This is a genomic window from Kitasatospora sp. NPDC127035 (assembly GCF_042726075.1).
Taxonomy (GTDB): domain Bacteria; phylum Actinomycetota; class Actinomycetes; order Streptomycetales; family Streptomycetaceae; genus Kitasatospora.
The window spans coordinates 1-22,613 of record NZ_JBHXDN010000085.1; the positions used below are offsets into that span (position 1 = coordinate 1).

The 22,613-nt window shown below is 73.1% G+C and carries 22 protein-coding genes and 1 tRNA gene; 14 read left to right on the forward strand and 9 right to left on the reverse strand.

The features are described 5' to 3' along the window. Positions 1-431: ABC transporter ATP-binding protein (locus tag ACFWIC_RS36160; protein WP_380521169.1), on the reverse strand; the 431-nt coding region annotated here is incomplete at its 3' end. Between the two features lie 405 nt (positions 432-836). Here ACFWIC_RS36160 and ACFWIC_RS36165 point away from each other — a divergent pair. The 3 genes from ACFWIC_RS36165 (at position 837) to ACFWIC_RS36175 (ending at position 2,484) form a co-directional block, all read left to right on the forward strand. After that, positions 837-918, forward strand: a tRNA-Leu gene (locus ACFWIC_RS36165). 153 nt (positions 919-1,071) lie between these two features. Next, positions 1,072-1,980: a Bax inhibitor-1/YccA family protein gene (locus ACFWIC_RS36170; RefSeq protein ID WP_380355528.1), complete on the forward strand. Its 909-nt coding sequence runs from the start codon at positions 1,072-1,074 to the stop codon at positions 1,978-1,980. Between the two features lie 126 nt (positions 1,981-2,106). Further along, entirely contained in the window at positions 2,107-2,484 is a 378-nt protein-coding gene (locus ACFWIC_RS36175; RefSeq protein WP_329879688.1) for a hypothetical protein, read from the forward strand. Positions 2,485-2,681: 197 nt separating this feature from the next. Here ACFWIC_RS36175 and ACFWIC_RS36180 read toward each other — a convergent pair whose 3' ends face one another. From ACFWIC_RS36180 to ACFWIC_RS36190, 3 genes are all read right to left on the reverse strand, one after another. After that, complete coding sequence (locus ACFWIC_RS36180; RefSeq protein WP_380355532.1) at positions 2,682-3,647, reverse strand: hypothetical protein; 966 nt, start codon at positions 3,645-3,647, stop codon at positions 2,682-2,684. Between the two features lie 292 nt (positions 3,648-3,939). Next, the gene (locus ACFWIC_RS36185) at positions 3,940-5,157 is read right to left on the reverse strand and encodes an acetyl-CoA C-acetyltransferase (protein WP_380521171.1); all 1,218 of its coding nucleotides are present in this window, start codon (positions 5,155-5,157) and stop codon (positions 3,940-3,942) included. 112 nt (positions 5,158-5,269) lie between these two features. Next, complete coding sequence (locus ACFWIC_RS36190) at positions 5,270-6,463, reverse strand: SGNH/GDSL hydrolase family protein (protein ID WP_329948128.1); 1,194 nt, start codon at positions 6,461-6,463, stop codon at positions 5,270-5,272. A gap of 373 nt (positions 6,464-6,836) precedes the next feature. Between ACFWIC_RS36190 and ACFWIC_RS36195 the strand changes: the two genes are divergently transcribed. From ACFWIC_RS36195 to ACFWIC_RS36210, 4 genes are all read left to right on the forward strand, one after another. Then, positions 6,837-8,240 carry a cystathionine beta-synthase gene (locus ACFWIC_RS36195; RefSeq protein ID WP_329879692.1) on the forward strand — a complete coding sequence of 468 codons (1,404 nt, stop codon included), beginning with the start codon at positions 6,837-6,839 and terminating at the stop codon, positions 8,238-8,240. Positions 8,241-8,650: 410 nt separating this feature from the next. After that, entirely contained in the window at positions 8,651-8,989 is a 339-nt protein-coding gene (locus ACFWIC_RS36200; RefSeq protein ID WP_329879693.1) for a hypothetical protein, read from the forward strand. A gap of 194 nt (positions 8,990-9,183) precedes the next feature. Beyond that, positions 9,184-10,521 (forward strand): Ig-like domain-containing protein, encoded by a 1,338-nt coding sequence (locus ACFWIC_RS36205; protein ID WP_380521174.1) that lies wholly within the window; start codon positions 9,184-9,186, stop codon positions 10,519-10,521. Positions 10,522-10,651: 130 nt separating this feature from the next. Continuing rightward, complete coding sequence (locus ACFWIC_RS36210; protein WP_329879695.1) at positions 10,652-11,146, forward strand: DUF1203 domain-containing protein; 495 nt, start codon at positions 10,652-10,654, stop codon at positions 11,144-11,146. 27 nt (positions 11,147-11,173) lie between these two features. Here ACFWIC_RS36210 and ACFWIC_RS36215 read toward each other — a convergent pair whose 3' ends face one another. Beyond that, entirely contained in the window at positions 11,174-11,542 is a 369-nt protein-coding gene (locus ACFWIC_RS36215; RefSeq protein ID WP_329948131.1) for a cupin domain-containing protein, read from the reverse strand. A 118-nt stretch (positions 11,543-11,660) separates the two neighbouring features. Continuing rightward, complete coding sequence (gene msrA, locus ACFWIC_RS36220; RefSeq protein WP_380355543.1) at positions 11,661-12,329, reverse strand: peptide-methionine (S)-S-oxide reductase MsrA; 669 nt, start codon at positions 12,327-12,329, stop codon at positions 11,661-11,663. A 220-nt stretch (positions 12,330-12,549) separates the two neighbouring features. Here msrA and ACFWIC_RS36225 point away from each other — a divergent pair, with 220 nt between their 5' ends. Then, positions 12,550-13,704 carry a cystathionine gamma-synthase gene (locus ACFWIC_RS36225; protein ID WP_380355546.1) on the forward strand — a complete coding sequence of 385 codons (1,155 nt, stop codon included), beginning with the start codon at positions 12,550-12,552 and terminating at the stop codon, positions 13,702-13,704. A 19-nt stretch (positions 13,705-13,723) separates the two neighbouring features. Here ACFWIC_RS36225 and ACFWIC_RS36230 read toward each other — a convergent pair whose 3' ends face one another. After that, entirely contained in the window at positions 13,724-14,203 is a 480-nt protein-coding gene (locus ACFWIC_RS36230; RefSeq protein ID WP_329879699.1) for a MarR family transcriptional regulator, read from the reverse strand. Positions 14,204-14,325: 122 nt separating this feature from the next. Between ACFWIC_RS36230 and ilvA the strand changes: the two genes are divergently transcribed. The 3 genes from ilvA (at position 14,326) to ACFWIC_RS36245 (ending at position 17,724) form a co-directional block, all read left to right on the forward strand. Then, entirely contained in the window at positions 14,326-15,537 is a 1,212-nt protein-coding gene (gene ilvA, locus ACFWIC_RS36235; RefSeq protein WP_329948134.1) for a threonine ammonia-lyase, read from the forward strand. Between the two features lie 263 nt (positions 15,538-15,800). Next, positions 15,801-16,865, forward strand: coding sequence for an ATP-binding cassette domain-containing protein (locus tag ACFWIC_RS36240; RefSeq protein WP_380355552.1), 1,065 nt, complete (start codon positions 15,801-15,803; stop codon positions 16,863-16,865). A 1-nt stretch (position 16,866) separates the two neighbouring features. Then, positions 16,867-17,724, forward strand: a complete 858-nt coding sequence (locus tag ACFWIC_RS36245) for an ABC transporter permease (protein ID WP_329879702.1) — start codon at positions 16,867-16,869, stop codon at positions 17,722-17,724. A 141-nt stretch (positions 17,725-17,865) separates the two neighbouring features. Here ACFWIC_RS36245 and greA read toward each other — a convergent pair whose 3' ends face one another. Next, positions 17,866-18,366 carry a transcription elongation factor GreA gene (gene greA, locus ACFWIC_RS36250; protein WP_329879703.1) on the reverse strand — a complete coding sequence of 167 codons (501 nt, stop codon included), beginning with the start codon at positions 18,364-18,366 and terminating at the stop codon, positions 17,866-17,868. Between the two features lie 314 nt (positions 18,367-18,680). Next, entirely contained in the window at positions 18,681-19,091 is a 411-nt protein-coding gene (locus ACFWIC_RS36255; protein WP_329879704.1) for a DUF4307 domain-containing protein, read from the reverse strand. 242 nt (positions 19,092-19,333) lie between these two features. On the opposite strand from ACFWIC_RS36255, the gene mca reads away from it, so the two are divergent. Genes mca through ACFWIC_RS36270 form a run of 3 tightly spaced genes read left to right on the forward strand, consistent with a single transcriptional unit; the run spans position 19,334 to position 22,599 of the window. Beyond that, positions 19,334-20,239, forward strand: a complete 906-nt coding sequence (mca, locus tag ACFWIC_RS36260; protein ID WP_329879705.1) for a mycothiol conjugate amidase Mca — start codon at positions 19,334-19,336, stop codon at positions 20,237-20,239. 49 nt (positions 20,240-20,288) lie between these two features. Next, complete coding sequence (locus tag ACFWIC_RS36265) at positions 20,289-20,480, forward strand: hypothetical protein (protein ID WP_329879706.1); 192 nt, start codon at positions 20,289-20,291, stop codon at positions 20,478-20,480. Between the two features lie 46 nt (positions 20,481-20,526). Continuing rightward, positions 20,527-22,599, forward strand: coding sequence for a thioredoxin domain-containing protein (locus ACFWIC_RS36270; protein ID WP_380521177.1), 2,073 nt, complete (start codon positions 20,527-20,529; stop codon positions 22,597-22,599). Positions 22,600-22,613 lie beyond the last annotated feature (14 nt).

The window sequence follows — 22,613 nt, forward strand, 5'->3', positions numbered from 1 at the left end:
GAGAGGCCGACGGTGTCCACGACGCGGTCCAGCCACTGCTTGTCGGCCTTGCGGCCGGCGATGTCCATCGGGAGGGTGATGTTCTCCAGGGCGGTCAGGGTGGGGAGGAGGTTGAACGCCTGGAAGACGAAGCCGATGTGGTCGCGGCGCAGCTGGGTGAGCTGCTTGTCCTTGAGGCCGACGAGTTCGGTGTCGCCGATGGTGGAGGAGCCGGAGGAGACGGTGTCGAGGCCGGCCATGCAGTGCATGAGGGTGGACTTGCCGGAGCCGGAGGGGCCCATGATGGCGGTGAACTCGCCCTGCGGGAAGGTGACGCTGACGTTGTCGAGGGCGACGACGCGGGTCTCGCCCTCCCCGTAGACCTTGTTGAGGCCGGTGGCGCGGGCGGCCGCCCGGCCGGTGCGGACGGCGGTTGCGGTCGACGTGGTCACGGGGTGCTCCTTGGGGTCGCGGGCAGGACGGGCCCGGACGGCGCCGGGGAAGTCGTTGGCCGGCCGGGCCCCTTCCGGGGGTGTCCAGCCGTACCTCCATGCTCGGCCACGTGATCATGGTTTCTCGTCGCTCCGCCGGACGGTTGGCCTGACCACCGCTGGGCGTACGCCCAGCTGACGCCCTCCTCCTGCGGTATGACACCGACCCTGACCGGAGGGCCGGTGGCCGGATCGCACGCCCTGGGTGGCCAAATCGCGAACTGTTCGTCAGATGGCAAGGAAACATGACAACTTCCCTGGCTCGGAACATGCGAAAGGGGAGGCCGGGATACTAGGCTCAGGGGTGGCCCGTACGGGGGCGGAGCGCTGCTCTCCGGTCCGCAGGCGAGGCCGGGTCCGCAGGACGCCCGGATGGTGGAACGCAGACACGGGCAGCTTAAAACTGCTTGGCCGTGAGGCCGTGCCGGTTCGAGTCCGGCTCCGGGCACCGACCGACTCGCGGGGACGCCGACCGGCGTCCCCGCCGGACGTCCCCCGCCGCACGTTCCCGCCGGATCCTCCTCGCGGCGGATGTTGGTTTTTTTGCCAAGCCATTACCCTTGTGACGGGCGGTGCAGTACCGCCACGGAGGGAATGAGCAATGAGAAGCAGCAACCCGGTCTTCTCGCGGGAAGGGTCCTTCACCCGCGAGTCCGGCTACGCGGGTTTCGGGACGACCCAGACCCCGTCGGCCGGGGGCCCGTCCGCCACCAACCCGTACGGCAACAACCCGTACGGGAACAACCCGTACGCCGGCAGCCCCTACGCGCAGCAGCCGCAGGGCCAGGCGCCGCTGACCGACGACCAGCTGGTCGAGATGTACCGGGCTCCGTCGGCCGGTCCGCTGGCGACGGGCCGGATGACGCTCGACGACGTGGTCGCGCGCACCGCGATGACGCTGCTCACCCTGGTCGCCGGTGGCGGCCTGGCCTGGTTCCTCCTGCCGGACCGCAACTACGGCCTCGCCATCGGCGCCGGTCTGGTCGCCTTCGTGGTCGGCATGGTGGTCTCGTTCAAGCGGAGCGTCAGCCCGCCGCTGATCCTCACCTACGCGGCCCTGGAGGGCTTCGCGCTCGGTGCGATCACCAAGATGCTCAACGCCGCCCTGCCGGGCATCGCGATCCAGGCGGTCCTGGGCACCGCGGCGGTCTTCGCGGCGATGCTGATCGCCTACAAGACCGGCCGGATCCGGGTCACCCCGCGCTACACGCGGATCGGCATCGCGATCGCGATGGGCTTCGTGCTGCTGCTGATGATCAACATGGTCGCGTCGCTGTTCGGCGCGGACATGGGCCTGCGCTCCGGCCCGCTGGGCATCGTGGTCGGCCTGATCGGGATCGCCCTCGGCGCCTTCTTCCTCTCGCTGGACTTCGCCGCCATCGAGGAGGCCATCGCGCAGGGCGCGCCGCAGAAGGAGTCCTGGCGGGCCGCCTTCGGGCTCACCCTCTCGCTGGTCTGGATCTACATCGAGATGCTGCGGCTCATCGCGATCCTGCGCGGCGACGACTAGCCGCCGGTCCTCGCGGACGCCTCTCGCGCCTCGTGCGCACACGGCCGCCGGGCCCCGGAGCACTCGCTCCGGGGCCCGGCGGCTTTCGCGTACGGGCGCTCGCGGGCCGCGCCGTATGCTCGCGGCATGTCCGATGAGAAGACCCTGGCCGAGGCGGTCGACGCCCTGGCGGACCGGTTCCGTTCGATGCCGCAGAGCCGGCTGCACGGTGTGGTCCCCGGCCACGCGTCGCGGGCGGCGGCCGCGCTGGCCCTGGCCCGGTGGCTGGCCGCGGCGGCGCGGGCGGTCGAGGGCGGGCCGGTGCGGGAACTCCCGGAGGCCGGGGCGTTCGCGGTCGGCGACCAGCTCGCGGTGACCGGGCACGACCTGGTGGCGGCACTGGCCGGGCTGCCCGGGGACGACGGGGTGGCGCTGCCGGCGGAGCTCGGCGGGCCGTCGACGGTCGCGGCGGTCCGGGCCGAGGCGTCGGCCCGGGTGGCGCGGGCGGCCGCGCTCTGCCACTGAGCGGGACGGGCGAGTGCCCCGCCGGGAGCTCACCGGAACTCACCGGCAACGTCACCGGGAGCCTGCCGCGCCGGGGCCGGGCCGGGCCCTCGTCCGGGCCCTCGTCCGGGCCCTCGCCGGGCCGCGCCGGTCCCGGACACGCCGAAGGCCGGCCGGGTCGGTAACCCCTTGACCCGGCCGGCCTTCCCGCCGCTGCGTCAGATGCTGGCCACCACCCGGTCGGCGAGCACGTACACGGCGTCCTCGTCGGTGGAGAAGGTCAGGGAGTAGGAGCCGGAGAACCGGGAGCCGCCGAGCAGCCGGACGTTCTCACCGGCCCGTACGGCGTCGATCAGCCGGTACGCGGCCTCGCGGTCGCCCGGGGCCACGCAGAGCGTGGTGCCGTCGGCGAAGGCGTAGACGTCCAGGGTGCCGAGCGGGCCGGGGCGGACGTCGACCAGGGCGGTGCCCTCCTCGGCGAGCGCGGTCAGCCGGGTGTCGGTCCACTCGCGGGACGGTGCCTGGCTGGGCACGAAGTCGGGGTGCGAGGGGTGGCGGCGCGGGTCGGGGGCGGCCACCGGGGCCTCCTCGACGGCCGAGCCGGCGTCCAGCAGCCCGGCCTCCAGCCCGGTGGCCAGCAGGTCGGCCTCGCGCCGGGCCCGGGCGTCCCCGGCGGTCTCGCCGGCCGGGCCACCGGCCGGGTGGCCGGCCGGGTGGCCGGGGCGCAGCGGGCTGCCGCCCTCGGTGACGGGATCGGCCGGGTGGGCGCCGCCCTCGTTGATCAGGTCCTCCAGGGCGGAGCGCAGCGCCTCGCCGAACTCCGGGTCCATGGTGCCGGCGTTGTCGGCGGCCTCCTGCGGCCCGGTCGGCCGGGGGAAGAAGAGCGGCCACTCCTCGGTGCTGCTGAGGACGCCGGTGAAGGGGGAGTCGAACAGCGGCGCGTCCTCGGCCGCGCGGGCCTCCTGCTCGGCCCAGAACGCCCGGGCCTCGGTGATCTCCCGCTCGCGGTCGGCGGCCAGTGCCTCGGCGACGGCCCGGCGTATCGCGGCCTCGTCGACCGCGGCGGGGTGGTCGGCGGCCGCGGCCTGCGCGTCCAGACGGCGGGAGATTCCCCGGAGGTGGAACAGGACGGTGGTCGACAGGGCGATCGGGATCAGCAGCAGGATGGCGTAGACGACGCTCACGGAACGTACTCCTAGGGAGGAGTGGAACGGGGTTACGTCTCCACATTGCCGCATGCGGCCGTGTTACCGCAGGGGTGAATGTCCAATTTGTCAGTGACTTTCCCCCTTGTCCCCAAATTGTTAGGTAACACCGTTCTACGCTGCGGAGTTGATCCGCTCCGCACTGTCGATTTTCGGCCCGGAAATGAATGAATCGAGGGCCGGATCGACCTTTCGGTGTGATCCGGCCCTCAATTACGCAGCGTCACTCCAAACGGGTGGTCTGGACCCTTGGGGGTTGACGCCGGAGCGGTCAGCTGAGCCGCTCGACGACCATCGCCATGCCCTGGCCGCCACCGACGCACATGGTCTCCAGGCCGAACTGCTTGTCGTGCCACTGCAGGGAGTTGATCAGGGTGGTGGTGATCCGGGCGCCCGTCATGCCGAAGGGGTGGCCGACCGCGATGGCGCCGCCGTTGACGTTCAGCCGGTCCAGGTCGACGCCGAGGTCGCGGTAGGACGGGATGACCTGGGCGGCGAAGGCCTCGTTGATCTCGACCAGGTCGATGTCGCCGATGGTCAGGCCGGCCCGCCTGAGGGCCTGCTTCGAGGCCTCGACCGGGCCGTAGCCCATGATCTCGGGGGAGAGCGCGCTGACCCCGGTGGAGACCACCCGGGCGAGCGGGGTGATGCCCAGCTCGCGGGCCTTGGTGTCGGACATGACGACCAGCGCCGCGGCGCCGTCGTTCAGCGGGCAGCAGTTACCGGCGGTCACGGTGCCGTCCGGGCGGAACACCGGCTTGAGGCCCGAGACGCCCTCCAGCGTGACGCCGGCGCGCGGGCCGTCGTCCGCGGAGACGACGGTGCCGTCGGGCAGCGTCACGGGGGTGATCTCGCGCTCCCAGAAGCCGGCCCGGATGGCGGCCTCGGCGAGGTTCTGCGAGCGGACGCCGAACTCGTCCTGCTCGGCGCGGGTGATGCCCTTGAGCGCGGCCAGGTTCTCGGCGGTCTGGCCCATGGCGAGGTAGGCGTCCGGCAGCAGGCCGTCCTCGCGCGGGTCGTGCCACTCGCCGCCGTCCTGCGCCGCGCGCTCGGCGGTGCGGGCCTGGGCCTCGTCGAAGAGCGGGTTCGTGGTGCCGGGCAGGTCCGAGGTGCCGTTCACGCTGCGCGAGACGGTCTCCACGCCGGCCGAGAGGAAGACGTCGCCCTCGCCGGCCCTGATCGCGTGCAGCGCCATCCGCGTGGTCTGCAGCGAGGACGAGCAGTAACGGGTGACGGTGGTGCCGGGCAGGTAGTCCATGCCCATCTGCACGGCCACGATGCGGGCCAGGTTGTGGCCCTGCTCGCCGCCGGGCAGGCCGCAGCCGAGCATCAGGTCGTCGATCTCGCGGGGGTCGAGCTGGGGCACCTTGGCGAGTGCGGCGCCGATGACGTGCGCGGTCAGGTCGTCGGGGCGGACGTCCTTGAGGGAGCCCTTGAAGGCCCGGCCGATCGGCGAACGGGCGGCGCTGACGATGACGGCTTCGGGCATGGCGGGCTCCTCGCTGGGTGACCTTCGGCTACGGGTGCCCGGGGCGGCCCCGGGCCGGGTGGGCGCGGGCCGGACGACGGACGCCCGGGTAGGAAAGTTACCGCCTGGTAGGTCAGGCGTCACCCGCCCCGGCGTGTGAGCTGGCCGACGTGTTCCCGTCGTCCGCGGCCTGCGCCGGGGCGGCCTTCGCGGGGGCGTGCGCCGGGCCCTGTGCCGGACCGGGCGCCGCGGCCCGCGCCGGGCCCTGCCCGGGCCCCCGTGCGGGGGCGGGCCCGGCGGTCCGCCCGGTGTCGGGGTCCGAGACCGCCCAGGAGCCGGGAAGGCCGATCCGCAGCCGGTTCCGCAGCAGCGCCCAGCGCCGGACCGCGCCCTCGGTGCCGACCGCCGCCACCTCGGTGCCGGACCGCCCGGCCGCTGCCGCCGCGGCCACCGCCACCGGCAGCACCGTCTCGCCCGGCACCCGGCCGGCCGGCCGCTCCTCCTCCGGCCAGAGGCCCAGCGCGGCGCAGACGGAGGGCAGCACGGCCATCGCGGCCGTCGCGTACCCCTGGGCCGACGGGTGGTAGCGGTCGGCGGCGAACATCTCGGGGCGGGCGGCGAACTCCGGCCCGAGCAGCGAGCCCAGCGAGACCGTCCGGCCGTCGGCCTCCACCACGGCGATGGTCTGCGCGGCGGCCAGCTGGCGGCTGAGCCGGCGGGCCACCCAGCGCAGCGGCGGGTGGACCGGCTTGATCGTGCCGAGATCCGGGCAGGTCCCGACCACCACCTCGCAGCCGGTCGCCCGCAGCGCCGCGACCGTCTCGCCGAGCTGGCGCACCGCGAGCTGGGCCGGGCTGTGCCGGGTCACGTCGTTGGCCCCGACCATGATCACGGCGATGTCCGGGCGGTGCGGCAGGGCCAGGTCCAGCTGGCCGGCCAGGTCGGCGGACCGGCCGCCGGAGAACGCCACGTTGACCAGCCGGACCGGGCGCTCGGCCACCGAGGCCAGGCCCGCGGCGAGCAGCGCGCCCGGGGTGTCCCGGGCCCGCAGCACGCCGAGGCCGGCGGCGGTGGAGTCCCCGAGGAAGGCCAGCACCAGAGGGGGCCGCGAACCGGCCGAGGCGTCGGCGAACGCCTCGCCGTAGACGCCGTCGGCCCGGGGCGGATCGCCCTCCAGGACGCCGATGGCCTGGACGGCCAGCTTGCTCTCGGTCAGCAGCAGGCCGACGAGGCCCACGCCCAGCAGGCCGAGCCCGCCTCCGCCGTACGCCGCCGCGGTGGCGATCCGGCGCGCCACCCGGGCCCGCGACTCGTGTGCCCCTGGCATCCGGTACCCCCTTCGCGTCCTCGTGCCGCCCCGACGGGGCCGTTGCCGATGCGTGTACACCCCTCCTACCCGGGTTGGCGCTGGGCTACGACGGGGGTGGGCCGTTCGTGGCACCGGGAGCGGGGCGGGGAGGCCGGGCCGGGGCCGGCTTCCGGCCGGTCCCCGGACCGGAACGGCGCGGCGGGGGCGCTGCCCGGACCGCCGGGAGCCGGTCCGGGCGGCGCCCGGTGCGCGGGTGCGGAAGAGGGGCGGGACGCCCCCGGTGTGGCCGGGGTGCAGGGCGGGGAGGAAGGGGCGGGCCGGGGTCGATGGCACGGCCTAGGCTTTGCAGTACCGAAAAGCACTCGCATGCCCACAGACCGGGAGGACCCCCGTGCGGTACCACAACTCGATCATCGACCTGGTCGGCAACACGCCACTGGTCAAGCTGAACAAGGTCACCGAGGGGATCAGCGCGACCGTGCTCGCGAAGGTCGAGTACTTCAACCCCGGAGGCTCGGTGAAGGACCGGATCGCGATGCGCATGATCGAGGCCGCCGAGGCCTCGGGCGCCCTGAAGCCCGGCGGCACCATCGTCGAGCCGACCTCGGGCAACACCGGCGTCGGCCTGGCGATCGTGGCCCAGCAGAAGGGCTACCGGTGCATCTTCGTCTGTCCGGACAAGGTGTCCACCGACAAGATCAACACCCTGCGCGCGTACGGCGCCGAGGTGGTCGTCTGTCCGACCGCCGTCGCCCCCGAGCACCCGGACTCCTACTACAACGTGTCCGACCGCCTGGTCCGCGAGACCCCCAACGCCTGGAAGCCGGACCAGTACTCCAACCCGGACAACCCGGCCTCGCACTACCACTCCACCGGTCCGGAGCTCTGGGAGCAGACCGACGGGAAGATCACCCACTTCGTGGCCGGCGTCGGCACCGGCGGCACCATCTCGGGCACCGGCAACTACCTGAAGGAGGCGTCCGGCGGCAAGGTCAAGGTGGTCGGCGCCGACCCGGAGGGTTCGGTCTACTCCGGCGGCACCGGCCGTCCGTACCTGGTCGAGGGCGTCGGTGAGGACTTCTGGCCGACCGCCTACGACCGGGGTGTCGCCGACGAGATCGTCGCGGTCTCCGACAAGGACTCCTTCCAGATGACCCGCCGCCTCGCCAAGGAGGAGGGCCTGCTGGTCGGCGGCTCCTGCGGCATGGCGGTCGTCGCCGCGCTGGAGGTCGCCAAGAAGCTGGGCCCGGACGACGTGGTCGTCGTGCTGCTGCCGGACGGCGGCCGCGGCTACCTGTCGAAGATCTTCAACGACGACTGGATGGCCGACTACGGCTTCCTGCCGTCCGCCACCGACGAGGCGCACATCGGCGAGGTGCTGGCCCGCAAGGACGCCATCGAGCACGAGGGCATCCCGCAGTTCGTCCACATGCACCCCAGCGAGACCGTCGCCGAGGCGGTCCGGGTGCTGCGCGAGTACGGCGTCTCGCAGATGCCGGTGGTCTCGCCGGGGGCCGGCCACCCGGACATCATGGCCGGCGAGGTGATCGGCTCGGTGGCGGAGAAGCTGCTCCTGGAGGGCGTCTTCGCGAACGAGATCCAGCTGAGCGACACGCTGGACAAGGTGATGTCCAAGCCGCTGCCGGTGGTCGGCTCGGGCGAGACCGTCACCAACCTGATGTCGGTGCTGGAGAAGGCCGACGCCGCGGTGGTGCTGGTGGAGGGCAAGCCGCAGGGCATCGTCACCCGCCAGGACCTGCTCGGATTCCTGGCCGGCAGCCGCGCCGGGCACTGAGGCCCGGTCAGCCGCCCTCCCCGACCGGACGGCTGAGGTTCCGTTTCCGGGCGAACTGGTACACCCGCGTCACCTGCGCGCAGCACGCGCTTAACAACGCTGCGCCATCGTTGTGGTCAACGGCAAGACGCCGAGTGAGGCGACGACGACGGTCCGGGAGCGGCTCCCCGGCGGCGCCGATCGTCTCCGGGCACGACGGCCGGCCCTGACCCGGCCGGCGGTGTCCTTGCCCGCGGGAGACGCCGTCGTCCCGCCCCTGCCCGGCTCCGGCCGGACCGCAGGGTGCGGCGGCTCCCGCGGCAACCGCGCCGCTTGGCGCGTCTCCGCGACTCCCGGGTGGGGGAGTCCGGCGGAGGCGGCAGGGCCGGTCCCTCTCCGGAGGGGCCGGCCCTTCCCGTAATCTCGCACGCATGACCAGCACTGACACGACCGGCCAGGACGCTCCCCGCTACGTCCGGCTCAACATCGAGCTCATCGCCGAGATCACCGACGAGGGGGCGCTGAAGGCGGCGGCCCTGCAGCAGGTGGCGGTGGACGAGTACCTCGACGACGACGAGCGCGCGCAGTCCGTCGAGGCCATCGAGGTGGACCCGTCGGGTTCGCTCGCCCACTTCATCGACCCGGTGGCGCTGCTCGGCGACGTTCCGGGCGTCGAGCTCGCCTCGGCGACCTGGGAGTCCGCGAAGACCGACTTCGATCCCGAGGGCGACGAGTGGGACGAGTACACCGTGGAGGAGCCCGCCGAGTAGGGCCCGCCCAGTAGGGCCTGTCCGTCACGGCCCGTGATCGCCCGGTCTGCCTTCGCAGACCGGGCGTTTTGTCCATATTTGGCGGTAAGTTTCGTCATCTCGTACGATCGCTACCCGTTGGTGATGGAACCGTGAACGCATGGATTGCGTTTCTCTATCCGTAATGCCCGGATGATGAGCAGGGAGTGGGCGACGTGGCGGCAGGGGACGGTCAGGGCCGGTCGGCCGGAGGCAGCTGGAGCCGGCGCGGTGTGCTGGCCGGTCTCATCGGGGCCCCGGTCCTGCTGCTGGCGGCCTGCAACGACACCAAGGGCGGCGAGAGCGGGGCCGGAGGCAGCGGCGGTCCTGGCACTGGCAGCGGCAGCGGCGGCAGCACGGGTGGCACGGCCACCGGCACCACGGGCGCGGGTACGGGCGGCGGCCAGGCGACGCCCAGCGCCACCAGCACGCCGAAGACCTCGGTCGCCGTGATCACCGTCACGCCCGCCGACGGCGCCGCCTCGGCCAGCTTCAGCGACCCGGTCAAGGTCACCGTCGCGAACGGCACCCTCACCGCCGTCAAGGTCACCGACTCCACCGGCAAGGCCCTGGCCGGCCAGCTCTCCGCCGACGGCACCGGCTGGACCTCGGCCGCCGCGCCGGCCAGCGGCACCAAGTACACCGTGACCGCCGCCGCCACCGACAAGGACAAGCTGGAGGCCGACGCCAACGCCGTCTTCACCACGGCGACCCCGGCCAACACCTTCGTCGGCTACTTCACCCCCGAGGACGGCTCGGTCGTCGGCGTCGGCATGCCCGTCTCGATCAACTTCAGCAAGCCGGTCACCGACCGCAGGACCGTCCAGCAGGCGATCACCGTCATAGCCGAGCCGGGCGTCGAGATCGTCGGGCACTGGTTCTCCAGCACCCGCCTCGACTTCCGGCCGCAGCAGTACTGGGCCAAGGGCACCAAGGTGACCGTCAAGCTCAGGCTCAAGGACGTCCAGGGCGCCAAGGGCGTCTACGGCACCCAGTCCAAGGACGTCCGCTTCACCGTCGGCCGGGCGCAGACCAGCGTCGCCGACCTCGCCACCAAGAAGCTCACCGTCACCACCGACGGCCAGGTCAGCGCCGTCTACGCGATCTCCGGCGGCTCGCCCGAGTTCCGCACCTGGGGCGGCAAGATGGTGATCACCGAGCAGTACCAGCAGACCCGGATGAACTCGCAGACCGTCGGCCTCGGCAGCGAGTACGACATCCCGGACGTGCCGCACGCCCAGCGGCTCAGCACCTCCGGCACCTTCATCCACGGCAACTACTGGTCCTCGCCGTCGATCTTCGGCAGCCAGAACACCAGCCACGGCTGCATCGGCCTGCGGGACGTCAAGGGCGGGCAGGACCAGGGCGCCGACGGCGCCAGGTTCTTCAAGAGCTCGATGATCGGCGACGTCGTCGAGGTCGTGAACTCCGGCGACAAGACCGTGGTGCCGTCCAACGGCCTCAACGGCTGGAACATGGACTGGGCCGACTGGAAGGCCGCCAGCGCCGTCTGACCCCCGCCGCGGGCCCGTCACGGGCCCCGCCGCAGACCCCGTCCCGGGCGGGCCGGACCTCCCGGCGCCGCCGAACGCGACGACCGAAACCCGCCGGACCCGGCGCGGCTCCGGCGGCAGGGTGGACGGCATGACGACAACCACCACGCCCGCCCTGGCCGTCCGCCCGATCGACCCGGGCGTCCACCGCTCCCTGCTGGTCCGCGACGACGCGGGCCGCCCGCCGGTCCGGTCCGTCGACGAGACCGGCGGCGCCCCGCTGCGCTGCTGCCTGAGCAAGGGCCTGCCGGGGGACCGGATCGCCCTGGTCTCCTACGCGCCGCTGCGCCGCTGGGCCGCCGAGACGGGGGCCGAACCGGGCCCGTACGACGAGGTCGGCCCGGTCTTCGTGCACGACGGGCCGTGCGCGGGCGTCGGCGGGGACGGCTGGCCGACCGGGTTCCACGGCAGCGAGCGGGTGCTGCGCGCGTACGACCGGCGCGGGCACATCCTGGGCGGCGTGCCGGTCGTCCCGGAGACCGCCGAGGCGGGCGCGGCGGCCCTGCTCGCCGATCCGGAGGTGGCCGTGGTGCACGTCCGCGCGCTGCACTTCGGGTGCTTCATGCACGAGGTCCGGCGGGCCTGACCCGCGTCCGGGGGCGCGGCGGGGTGCTCAGCCGCGCTTGGCGTAGTCGCCGAAGCCCTGCCAGTCCAGGATGACCGCCGGCTCGTCGCCCACCACCCAGGCGTCGTGGCCGGGCGGGCAGATCATGAAGTCGCCGGGGCCGAACTCGGCCTCCTCGCCGTCGTCCATGGCGATCGCCATCCGGCCGGAGACGACGTAGCCGACGTGGGCGGCCTGGCAGCTGTCGGTCTGCGCGATGGGCCTGACGTGCTTCGACCACTGCCAGCCGGGCTCGAACACCCCCCGTCCGACGGCACCGCCGTCCAGGTTGACCAGGCGCACCTCTCCCTTGCCGCCCTCGAACGGGCGGACTTCCTCGGGATCGGTGTCGAAGCTTCTGCGCATGAGGCCGGCCATGAGGGGCTCCTCGGGGACGAGGCGGCCCCGCCACCAGGAGGGGTGGCGGGGCCGCCCTACTGGTCCTTCCAGTCTGCGCCCGCCGGGAGGCGGCGGAAAGCCGGAGGGACCCGCGGGCTCAGCCCTCGGTGGTCCGGGCCACGCCGATGGGGCAGCTGGCACCGGTGCCGCCGAGGCCGCAGTAGCCGTTCGGGTTCTTGGCGTCCGACAGGTACTGCTGGTGGTACGGCTCGGCGGGGTAGAACGGGCCGGCCGGGGCGATCTCGGTGGTCACCGGGCCGAGGCCGAGCGCGGTGAGCTCAGGCTGGAAGGCGTCCCGGGTGGCGGCCACGGACGCCGCCTGGGCGGGGGAGTGGGTGTAGACCGCGGACCGGTACTGGGTGCCGACGTCGTTGCCCTGGCGGTTGCCCTGGGTCGGGTCGTGCGACTCCCAGAAGGTCTTCAGCAGCTGCTCGTAGGAGATCACCGCAGGGTCGAACACCACCCGGACCGCCTCCGTGTGCCCGGTCAGGCCGCTGCACACCTCCTCGTACGTCGGGTTCGGGGTGTGGCCGCCCTGGTAGCCGACCAGCGTCGTCCAGACGCCCGGCAGGCGCCAGAACGTGCGCTCGGCGCCCCAGAAGCAGCCCAGCCCGAAGTCGGCCACCTCCAGCCCCGCCGGGTACGGGCCGGTCAGCGGGTGGCCGAGCACGGTGTGCGGCTCGCCGAGGGTGAAGGCCGGGGCCTCCCGGCCGGGGAGCGCCTGGTCGGCGGGGACGAGCGAGGTCTTGTGGCGGTTGAACAGCACGGCCTGCTCCAGCGGGTCGGAAAGGGTTGCAGACGTTCCAACGCGGACGGGACGCCGGGGATTCCGGGGGAGGCCCCGCCCGCCCCCGCCCGGCCGGGCGTGCGGCGGTCGGGCGGCGGTCGGGCGGCGGTCGGCGGCGGTAGGGCCTGCGGCGGCCGGGCCTGCGGGGCGTCGCCGCCTTCGGGGCGGCACCCCGCCGTTCGCCGACTACGCTCGGAGCATGACCGAGCACCAGCTTCCCCAGGGCTTCGAGACTCTCGCCATCCACGCGGGTCAGGAAGCAGACCCCCAGACCGGGGCCGTCGTCACGCCGATCTACCAGGTGTCCACCTACAAGCAGGACGGGGTGGGCGGCCTGCGGGGCGGCTACGAGTACAGCCGCAGCGCCAACCCGACCCGTACCGCGCTGGAGGAGTGCCTCGCCGCGCTGGAAGGCGGCGCCCGCGGCCTCGCCTTCGCGTCCGGCCTCGCCGCCGAGGACACCCTGCTGCGGACGATCCTCAAGCCGGGCGACCACATCGTCATCCCCAACGACGCCTACGGCGGCACCTTCCGGCTCTTCGCCAAGGTGCTGACCCGCTGGGGCGTCGAGTTCTCCGTCGCCAACACCCAGGACCTGTCGACCGTCCGCGGGGCGCTGCGCCCGAACACCCGCGCGGTGTGGGTGGAGACCCCGTCCAACCCGCTGCTGGGCATCACCGACCTCGCCGCGCTGGCCGAGATCGCGCACGGCGCCGGCGCGCTGCTGGTGGTCGACAACACCTTCGCCAGCCCGTACCTGCAGCAGCCGATCGCGCTCGGCGCCGACGCGGTCGTGCACTCGACCACCAAGTACATGGGCGGCCACTCGGACGTCGTCGGCGGCGCCCTGGTGCTGGCCGACGCGGCGCTGGGCGAGGAGGTCGCGTACCACCAGAACGCGATGGGCGCGGTCTCCGGCCCGTTCGACGCCTGGCTGGTGCTGCGCGGCATCAAGACCCTCGGCGTCCGGATGGACCGGCACAGCTCCAACGCGGAGAAGGTCGCCGAGCTGCTGGCCGGCCACCCCAAGGTCAGCCAGGTGCTCTACCCGGGCCTGCCCGAGCACCCCGGCCACGACATCGCCGCGAAGCAGATGAAGGCGTTCGGCGGCATGGTGTCGTTCCGCGTCCACGGCGGCGAGGAGGCGGCGGTCGAGGTCTGCAACCGGACCGAGCTGTTCACCCTCGGCGAGTCGCTGGGCGGCGTGGAGTCGCTGATCGAGCACCCCGGCCGGATGACCCACGCCTCGGTGGCCGGTTCGGCCCTGGAGGTGCCGGCGGACCTGGTGCGCGTCTCGGTCGGCATCGAGTCGATCGACGACCTGCTGGCCGACCTCACGCGGGCGCTGGGCTGAACTCCCGGCCCGAGTACGCCTAGGCGCTCTGCCGGCCCGCCGAGTACGACTCCATCGAGTGGTTGAAGCGGGCCAGCAGGGCGCAGAACTCGCGCTGTTCCTCCAGTGGCCAGTCGGCCACCAGCTGTCGGGTCAACTCGGCCCGGCCGGCGCGGACTTCGGCCAGCCGGTCGGAGCCGAGCGGGGTCAGCGCGAGCCGGACGGCGCGCCGGTCGGCCGGGTCCTGGACCCGGCCGACCAGGCCGGCCGCCACCAGCGGGGCGACCTGCCGGGTGACGGTGGAGGAGTCGACGCCGAGCGCGTCGGCCAGGGCCTTGACGTTGGCGGGCCCGACCCGCTCCAGGCGTTCCAGCAGCAGGTAGGCGGCCCGGACCAGGGCGGCCACTCCGTCGGAGCCGCGGACCTGTTCCATCCTGCGGGCGAACACCGCGAGCTGGTACTGCAGTTGGGTGTGCACGGGGTCGGTGAGGTCGGTGGCCTGGGGCGAGGTCGTCGTCATCGCGGCTCACGATCGTCGTGCGGTGAGAGAGGCTCAGAACCAGCAGCGTACGCGGGCCGGGCGGGCCCGGGAACAGGTCCGACGTCCCCGGGTGGTCCTCCACCAAGGCATACGCTGCTGTCATGCACAGCTGGCCGATCACCCTCGACGACGTCCGCGGCGCCCAGAAGATGCTCGTCGGGGTAGCCCGGGTGACGCCGATGGAGGGCAGCCGGCACCTGTCCGCACTGGTCGGCGCGCCGGTCCACCTGAAGTGCGAGAACCTCCAGCGGACCGGCTCCTTCAAGCTGCGCGGGGCGTACGTGCGGATCGCGGGTCTCTCGCCGGTGCAGCGGGCCGGCGGGGTGGTCGCGGCGAGCGCCGGGAACCACGCCCAGGGGGTGGCGCTGGCGGCCTCGCTGCTCGGGGTCCGCTCCACGGTCTTCATGCCGGTGGCCGCGCCGCTGCCCAAGGTCGCCGCGACCCGCGAGTACGGCGCCGAGGTCCGGTTGCACGGCGCCACCGTGGACGAGGCGCTGCAGGCCGCGCAGCGGTACGCGGACGCGGGCGGCGCGGTGTTCATCCACCCCTTCGACCACCGGGACATCGTCATCGGGCAGGCCACCGTCGGGCTGGAGATCCTGGAGCAGTGCCCGGAGGTGCGCACCATCCTGGTCGGGGTGGGCGGGGGCGGTCTGCTGGCCGGGATCGCGGCGGCGGTCAAGCCGCTGCGGCCGGACGTGCGGGTGATCGGGGTGCAGGCGGCCGGCGCGGCCGCGTACCCGCCCTCGCTGGCGGCCGGACGCCCCGTCTCGCTGGAGCGGTTCGCCACCATGGCGGACGGGATCATGGTCGGTCGGCCCGGGGACATCCCCTTCGAGATCGTCAACACCCTGGCGGACGGCATCCGGACGGTCTCCGAGGACTCGCTCTCGCGGGCGCTGCTGCTGGGCCTGGAGCGGCTGAAACTGGTGGTGGAGCCGGCCGGGGCGAGTCCGGTGGCGGCGCTGCTGGAGCAGCCGGGTTCCTTCGAGGGGCCGGTGGTGGCGGTGCTCTCCGGGGGCAACATCGACCCGCAGCTGATGCAGCGGGTGCTGCGGCACGGGCTGGCGGCGGCCGGCCGCTACCTGTCGCTGCGGGTGCGGCTGGCGGACAAGCCGGGCGCGCTGGCGGACCTGCTGGGGGTGCTGACGAAGGTCGACGCCAACGTGCTGGACGTGGCGCACGTGCGGGTCGACCCGCAGCTCGGGCTGACCGAGGTCGAGGTGGACCTCCACCTGGAGACGAAGGGGCCGGAGCACTGCGCGGCGGTGCTCGGCGACCTGCGGGACGCGGGGTTCGTGGTCTCCCGCTAGGCGGGGTGCGGGTGCGGGGTGCGGGTGCGGGGTGCCCGGGCAGGGGGGTGGGGCCCCGGGTGGGGTTCCCGTGGGGCTCCCGTTGTCAGTGGTGCGTGTCACCATGGCGGAGCGAATTCCCTTGCGCGATATATCGCGTTCTGCAAAACTCGCGATACATCGCGTCTTGTTGCCGTGCAGGCGAGAACCGAGTCGCTTGCGTGCCCTCATTCGGGGCAAAGTGGGACAGAACCGCTCAACCGTCCAAGGAGATGAGGCAGGCCATGGCGCCAGCCATCCAAGCCGAGAACCTGGTGAAGACCTTCGGCGACGTACGAGCCCTGGACGGCGTCAGCCTCGACGTCCCCGAGGGCACGGTGCTCGGGCTGCTCGGCCCGAACGGCGCCGGGAAGACCACCACCGTGCGCATCCTCACCACCCTGCTCCGCCCCGACTCCGGCCGTGCCGTGGTCGCCGGGGTCGACGTCCTCAAGCACCCCAACGAGGTCCGCAGCCTGATCGGCCTCTCCGGCCAGTACGCCGCGGTCGACGAGTACCTCACCGGCTTCGAGAACCTCCAGATGGTCGGTGAGCTCTACCAGATGACCGCCCGCGAGGCGAAGGTCCGGGCGCTCGAACTGCTGGAGTGGTTCAACCTCACCGAGGCCAAGGACCGGACCGCCAAGACCTACTCCGGCGGCATGCGCCGCCGGCTCGACCTCGCCGCGGCCCTCGTGGTCCGCCCCCCGGTGATGTTCCTGGACGAGCCGACCACCGGCCTCGACCCGCGCAACCGGCTCGCCCTGTGGGAGGTCATCGAGACCCTGGTCGACCAGGGCACCACGCTGCTGCTCACCACCCAGTACCTGGAGGAGGCCGACCGCCTCGCCCACGACATCGCCGTGGTCGACCACGGACGGGTGATCGCGCGCGGGACGGCCGACCAGCTCAAGGCGCAGATCGGCGGCGAGCGGATCGAGGTCGTGGTGCACCGGCCCGACCTGGTCGCCGACGCGCTCGCCGCGCTCTCCGGGTACGCCCAGGGCGAGCCGACCGTGGAGCGCAACACCCGCAGGATCACCGTCCCGGTCAGCGGCGGCGCCCGGGTGCTCGCGGACGTGATCCGCGAGCTGGACACCCGCTCGATCGAGATCGACGACATCGGCCTGCGCCGTCCGACCCTGGACGACGTCTTCCTCTCGCTCACCGGCCACGCCACCGAGGCCGAGAGTGAGGAGAACGGCGCCGCGGGCAAGGGCGGGGCCGGCCACGGCAAGGGCCGCGGCGGACCGGCCGGGAGCGGCCCGGGCGCCGACAAGCAGGCCGTCACGGCCGGCAAGGAGCTGTGAGATGACGACGGCCACCCAGCACGCCATCGGCGGGGCGGTACCCAAACAGCGCCGCGGAGCGGCCGCCACCCTGCACGACTCCTGGGTGGTGGCGAAGCGCAACCTGCGGCGGATGTCCCGGATACCCGAGATCGTGGTGTTCGGCCTGATGCAGCCGGTGATGTTCGTCCTGCTGTTCTCGTACGTCATGGGCGGGGCGATCCAGATCCCCGGGACGCAGTCCAGCTCCTCGACGTACATCCAGTTCCTGATGGCCGGCATCTTCGCCCAGACGGTCACCTTCGCGACGGCCGGCGCCTCCGCCGGCATCGCCGAGGACATGTCCAAGGGCCTGGTCGACCGGTTCCGCTCGCTGCCGATGGCCCGCTCGGCGGTCCTGGTCGGCCGGACCCTGGCGGACCTCGTCCAGACCGCGTTCACGCTGGTGGTGCTCGCGCTGGTGGCGCTCCTGGTGGGCTGGCGGATCCACGAGGGCCTGCTGTCCGCGCTGGCCGCGTTCGGACTGCTGCTCCTGCTCGGCTACGCCTTCTCCTGGATCGGCGCACTGATCGGTCTCTCGGTGCGCAGCCCCGAGGCGGCCACCTCGGCCGGGCTGATCTGGCTCTTCCCGCTGACCTTCATCTCGAACGCCTTCGTGCCGGTCAGCTCGATGCCCGGCTGGCTGCAGGGGATCGCCTACTGGAACCCGTTCAGCGCCACGGTGCAGGCCTGCCGGAACCTCTTCGGCAACCAGGTGGGCCCGGTGGACGACGCCTGGCCGATGCAGCACGCGGAACTGATGTCGGTGCTCTGGTCGCTGGCGATCATCGCGGCGTTCTCGTGGCTGTCGGTGCGCAAGTACCGCTCGGCCGTGGGCTGACCCGCGGCGCGGCCCGTGGGCGGGTACGCGCGAGGGCGGCCGTGGCTCGTGCCACGGCCGCCCTCGTCGGCGTTCTGCGGGGGTCGGCCGGCGCCGGTCGGACGGGTGGTCCGGTCCCGGGGCCGATGCCGGTCGGAAGGGTCAGCCGGCGTAGGGCTTGACCTCGACGATCTTGACCATGGCCCGCTTGCCGTTCGGCAGCTCGTAGGTCGCCTCGTCGCCGATCGTCTTGCCGTCGATCGCGCGGCCCAGCGGGGACTGCGGCGAGTAGATCTCCAGGTCGTCGTCGCCGGCCACCTCGCGCGAGCCGAGCAGGAACTTCATGGTGTCGTCCGTGTCGCCGTCGAAGGCGACCGTCACGACCATGCCCGGAGCCACCACACCCGAGTCGGCCGGAGCCTCGCCGACCTTGGCGCGCTCCAGCAGCTGGGTGAGCTGGCGGATGCGCAGCTCGTACTTGCCCTGCTCCTCCTTGGCCGCGTGGTAGCCGGCGTTCTCCTTGAGGTCACCCTCTTCGCGCGCCGCCTCGATCTTCTGGGCGATCTCGATGCGCCAGGGGCCGGTCAGGTGGTCCAGCTCGGCCTTGAGCTGGTCGTAGCCGGACTGAGTGAGCCAGGTCACGTTCTCGCTGGTCTGGGTCACGGGTGCTCCTCGTAGGTGCTGGGGCTGTGCTGAGGGTGTGAGTCGTCAGCGCGTCTGGTGGTGCTGATATCGGTCTTAACTACAAAGCAACGCCCGCTCCCGTACCAGCTGGTGCGGAAGGGGCGAAACCACGAGCCTAACAACTCCCACCGACAAGCGGGAGGGCCGTTGGCGCGTCATTGACGACGACATTGCGCCGAGATGTACAGCAGCGGTGCGCGACTCCTCTACGGATGCCCGCTCTCCAGATCGAATATGCGCTCCGGGTGGCCGTCGCCGCCAGTGACTACCGGGGGCCGGCCCTCCGCGGGCGGCTACGCGGGGGTGCAGCCGAGGAGCTCGGCGGTGGTGCCGCGGGAGGTGGTCCGCAGACTGACCACCGCGTCGTAGCCGGAGCCGTCCGCCGGTACCGGGAAGTCGGCCACCCCGACCACCGCGCCGTTCTCGCCCTGCGAGCGGACGGTGCAGCTGCCCGCGGTGCCGTCGCTCTTGCGCACCGACAGGTGCAGCTGCATCTCGACGTCGGAGACCGCCTCGAAGGACGGCACGGCGCCGTTGATCTTCGTCTCGCGGATCAGGTACGAGGCTCCCAGCCACGTGACCAGGCCCAGCGCCAGCACTCCGCAGACCGCGCCGATCACCTTGAGCCGCCGGTCCGCCTCGCGGTCGCCGCGCCGTCCGTAGCGCCCCTCGGGCAGCTGCGGCGTCCTGGTGCCTGCGGTCATCGGGCTCAGTCCTCTCGTGGGGAGGGGGCCGCGCGGGTGGTGCGGGGGAATGCGGTGCTCCTCCAGTCCGTCACTATAGGAGGGGCACGCCCACGGCCGGTCCGGCGGGGGCGGGGCTCGGCCGTGTCGGCGACAGGTGCGGCGGCCGGTCCCGCGGTGACGCGGTCCCGTACCGAGCGGCTCAGACGGTGGGCAGACCGGCTTGCGCGGGACGCCCAGACATTGTGGAAGGAACGCACGCGTTGACTGAGCAGTTGCGACTGATGGCGGTGCACGCCCACCCGGACGACGAGTCCAGCAAGGGCGCGGCGACCATGGCCATGTACGTCGACCAGGGGGTGGACGTGCTCGTGGCCACCTGCACGGGAGGGGAACGCGGGTCGGTTCTCAACCCCAAGCTGCAGGGCCGGCCGGAGATCGAGGAGAACATCCACGAGGTCCGGGCCAAGGAGATGGACGAGGCCCGCGCGATCCTCGGGGTCAAGCAGGCCTGGCTGGGCTTCGTGGACTCGGGCCTGCCGGAGGGCGACCCGCTGCCCCCGCTCCCCGAGGGGTGCTTCGCCCTCCAGGACGTCAAGGACGCGGCCGAACCGCTGGTCCGCCTGATCCGGGAGTTCAAGCCGCAGGTCATCACGACCTACGACGAGAACGGCGGCTACCCGCACCCCGACCACATCATGACCCACAAGATCACCATGCTGGCCTTCGAGGCCGCGGGGGACCCGGACGCCTACCCGGACGCCGGTGAGCCCTGGCAGCCGCTGAAGGTCTACTACAACCACGGCTTCCCGATGGGCCGGATCCGCGCGCTCCACCAGTACCTCTCCGAGAACGGCCACGAGTCCCCCTACGGCGAGTGGATCGCCGGCTGGGAGAAGAGCGGCCGCAAGGAGCGCGAGATCACCACCCGGGTCCGCTGCGACGACTGGTTCGAGACCCGGGACCGCGCGCTGATCGCGCACGCCACCCAGATCGACCCGGACGGCCCCTGGTTCCGCGTCCCGCTGGAGGTCCAGCGCGAGGTCTGGCCCACGGAGGACTACGAGCTCGCCCGTACCCTCATCGACGTGGACCTCCCGGAGGACGACCTGTTCGCCGGCCTTCGCACGCCCAGCCTGACGGCCGAATCGGCCGACACGCGCGACTGAACCACCCCCCGACGGCCCGGCTCCCCGTGAGCCGGGCCACCATAGAGATATGAGCGCCTCCGTGAACCTCACCCACCTCGCCGCCGAGCTCGCCGTCGACGACGCCAAGGTCACCCCCGGCCTGCTGGGCTTCGTCGTCTTCGCCGTCCTCGGCGTGGCCACCTGGTTCCTGGCCAAGTCGATGAACCGACAGTTCAAGAAGGTCGACTTCGTCGAGCAGCCGGAGGCCTCGAAGGAGTGAGTCCGGCGCCCGTCCGCGCGCCGGCCCGATGCGCAAGGATGGGGGCATGCCTAACCGCCTCGCCGACGCGACGTCCCCGTACCTGCTCCAGCACGCCGGGAACCCCGTGGACTGGTGGCCGTGGGGCCCCGAGGCGTTCGAGGAGGCCCGCCGCCGCGGCGTGCCGGTCCTGCTGAGCGTCGGGTACGCCGCCTGCCACTGGTGCCACGTGATGGCGCACGAGTCCTTCGAGGACGAGGGCGTCGCGGCGTACGCCAACGAGCGGTTCGTGGCCGTGAAGGTCGACCGCGAGGAGCGGCCGGACGTCGACGCCGTGTACATGGAGGCGGTGCAGGCGGCGACCGGGCAGGGCGGCTGGCCGATGACCGTCTTCCTGACCCCCGACAAGGAGCCGTTCTACTTCGGCACCTACTTCCCGCCCGAGCCGCGGCACGGCATGCCGTCCTTCCGGCAGGTGCTGGAAGGCGTGCACGCGGCCTGGCGGGACCGGCGTGACGAGGTCGGCGAGGTCGCCGCCCGGATCCGGGCCGACCTCTCCGAGCGGGCGTCGGTGTACGCGGTCGGCAGCGGCGTGCACCAGCCGCCGGGGGAGACCGGCCTGCACGAGGCGCTGGTCGCGCTCAGCCGTGACTTCGACGAACGGCGCGGCGGGTTCGGCGGGGCACCCAAGTTCCCGCCGGCCATGGTCGTCGAGTACCTGCTGCGCCACCACGCCCGGACCGGTTCGGAGGCGGCGCTGGAGATGGCCGTCCGCACCGGCGAGGCGATGGCCCGCGGCGGCATCCACGACCAGCTCGGCGGCGGGTTCGCCCGGTACGCGGTGGACGCCGACTGGGTCGTCCCGCACTTCGAGAAGATGCTGTACGACAACGCGCTGCTGCTCCGCGCCTACCTGCACCTGTGGCGGGCCACCGGCTCCCCGCTCGCCCGCCGCACCGCACTGACCACCGCGGACTTCCTGCTGCGCGAACTGCGCACCCCCGAGGGCGCGTTCGCCTCCGCGCTGGACGCGGACAGCACGGACCCGGCGACCGGCCGCTCGGTCGAGGGGGCGTACTACGTGTGGACGCCCGCCCAGCTGGCCGAGGTGCTGGGGGACGCGGACGGCGGGTACGCCGCCGAGCTGTTCGAGGTGACCGGCGCGGGGACCTTCGAGCACGGGGCCTCGGTGCTCCAGCTGCTCGCCGACCCGGCGGACGACGCCGCCCACGAGCGCGTCCGGTCCCGGCTGTTCGAGGCGCGGGCCGCCCGGCCCGCACCCGCCCGGGACGACAAGGTGGTCGCCGCCTGGAACGGGCTGGCCGTCGCCGCCCTCGCCGAGACGGGCGCCCTGCTGGACCGGCCCGACCTCGTCGAGGCCGCCGAGCGTGCCGCCGACCTGCTGCTCGCCGTTCACCTCACCCCCGACGGCCGGCTGCTGCGGACCTCGCGCGACGGCCGCCCGGGTCCGAACGCGGGCGTGCTGGAGGACTACGCCGACACCGCCGAGGGCTTCCTCGCCCTGTTCGCCGTGACCGGTGAGGCCGAGTGGCTCCAGCTGGCCGGCGGGCTGCTGGACACCGTGCTCAAGCACTTCGCCGACGGGACCACCGGGGCGCTGTTCGACACCGCCGACGACGCCGAGGAGCTGATCCGGCGTCCGCAGGACCCGACCGACAACGCCACCCCGTCCGGCTGGACCGCCGCCGCCAACGCCCTGCTCACCTACGCCGCGTACACCGGTTCGGCACGTCACCGGACCGCGGCCGAGCGGGCGCTCGGCATCGTCGGCGCACTCGCCCCGCGCGCTCCCCGCTTCATCGGCTGGGGCCTGGCCGCCGCCGAGGCCCTGGCCGACGGGCCGCGCGAGGTCGCCGTGATCGGGTCGGCCGGCGACCCGGCCACCGCCGCGCTGCACCGGGTCGCCCTGCTGGGTACCGCACCCGGCGCGGTGGTCGCGCTCGGCGAGCCGGGAGCGGGCAGCGACGAGGTGCCGCTGCTGGCCGACCGACCGCTGGTGGGCGGGGCGCCGGCCGCGTACGTCTGCCGGCACTTCGTCTGCGATGCGCCGACCACCGACCCCGCGGTGCTGGCGGAGCGGCTGGGCGCGACGGCGGAGGCGGGCGGCGCGCCCTCCTGACCGTGCCCCGGAAA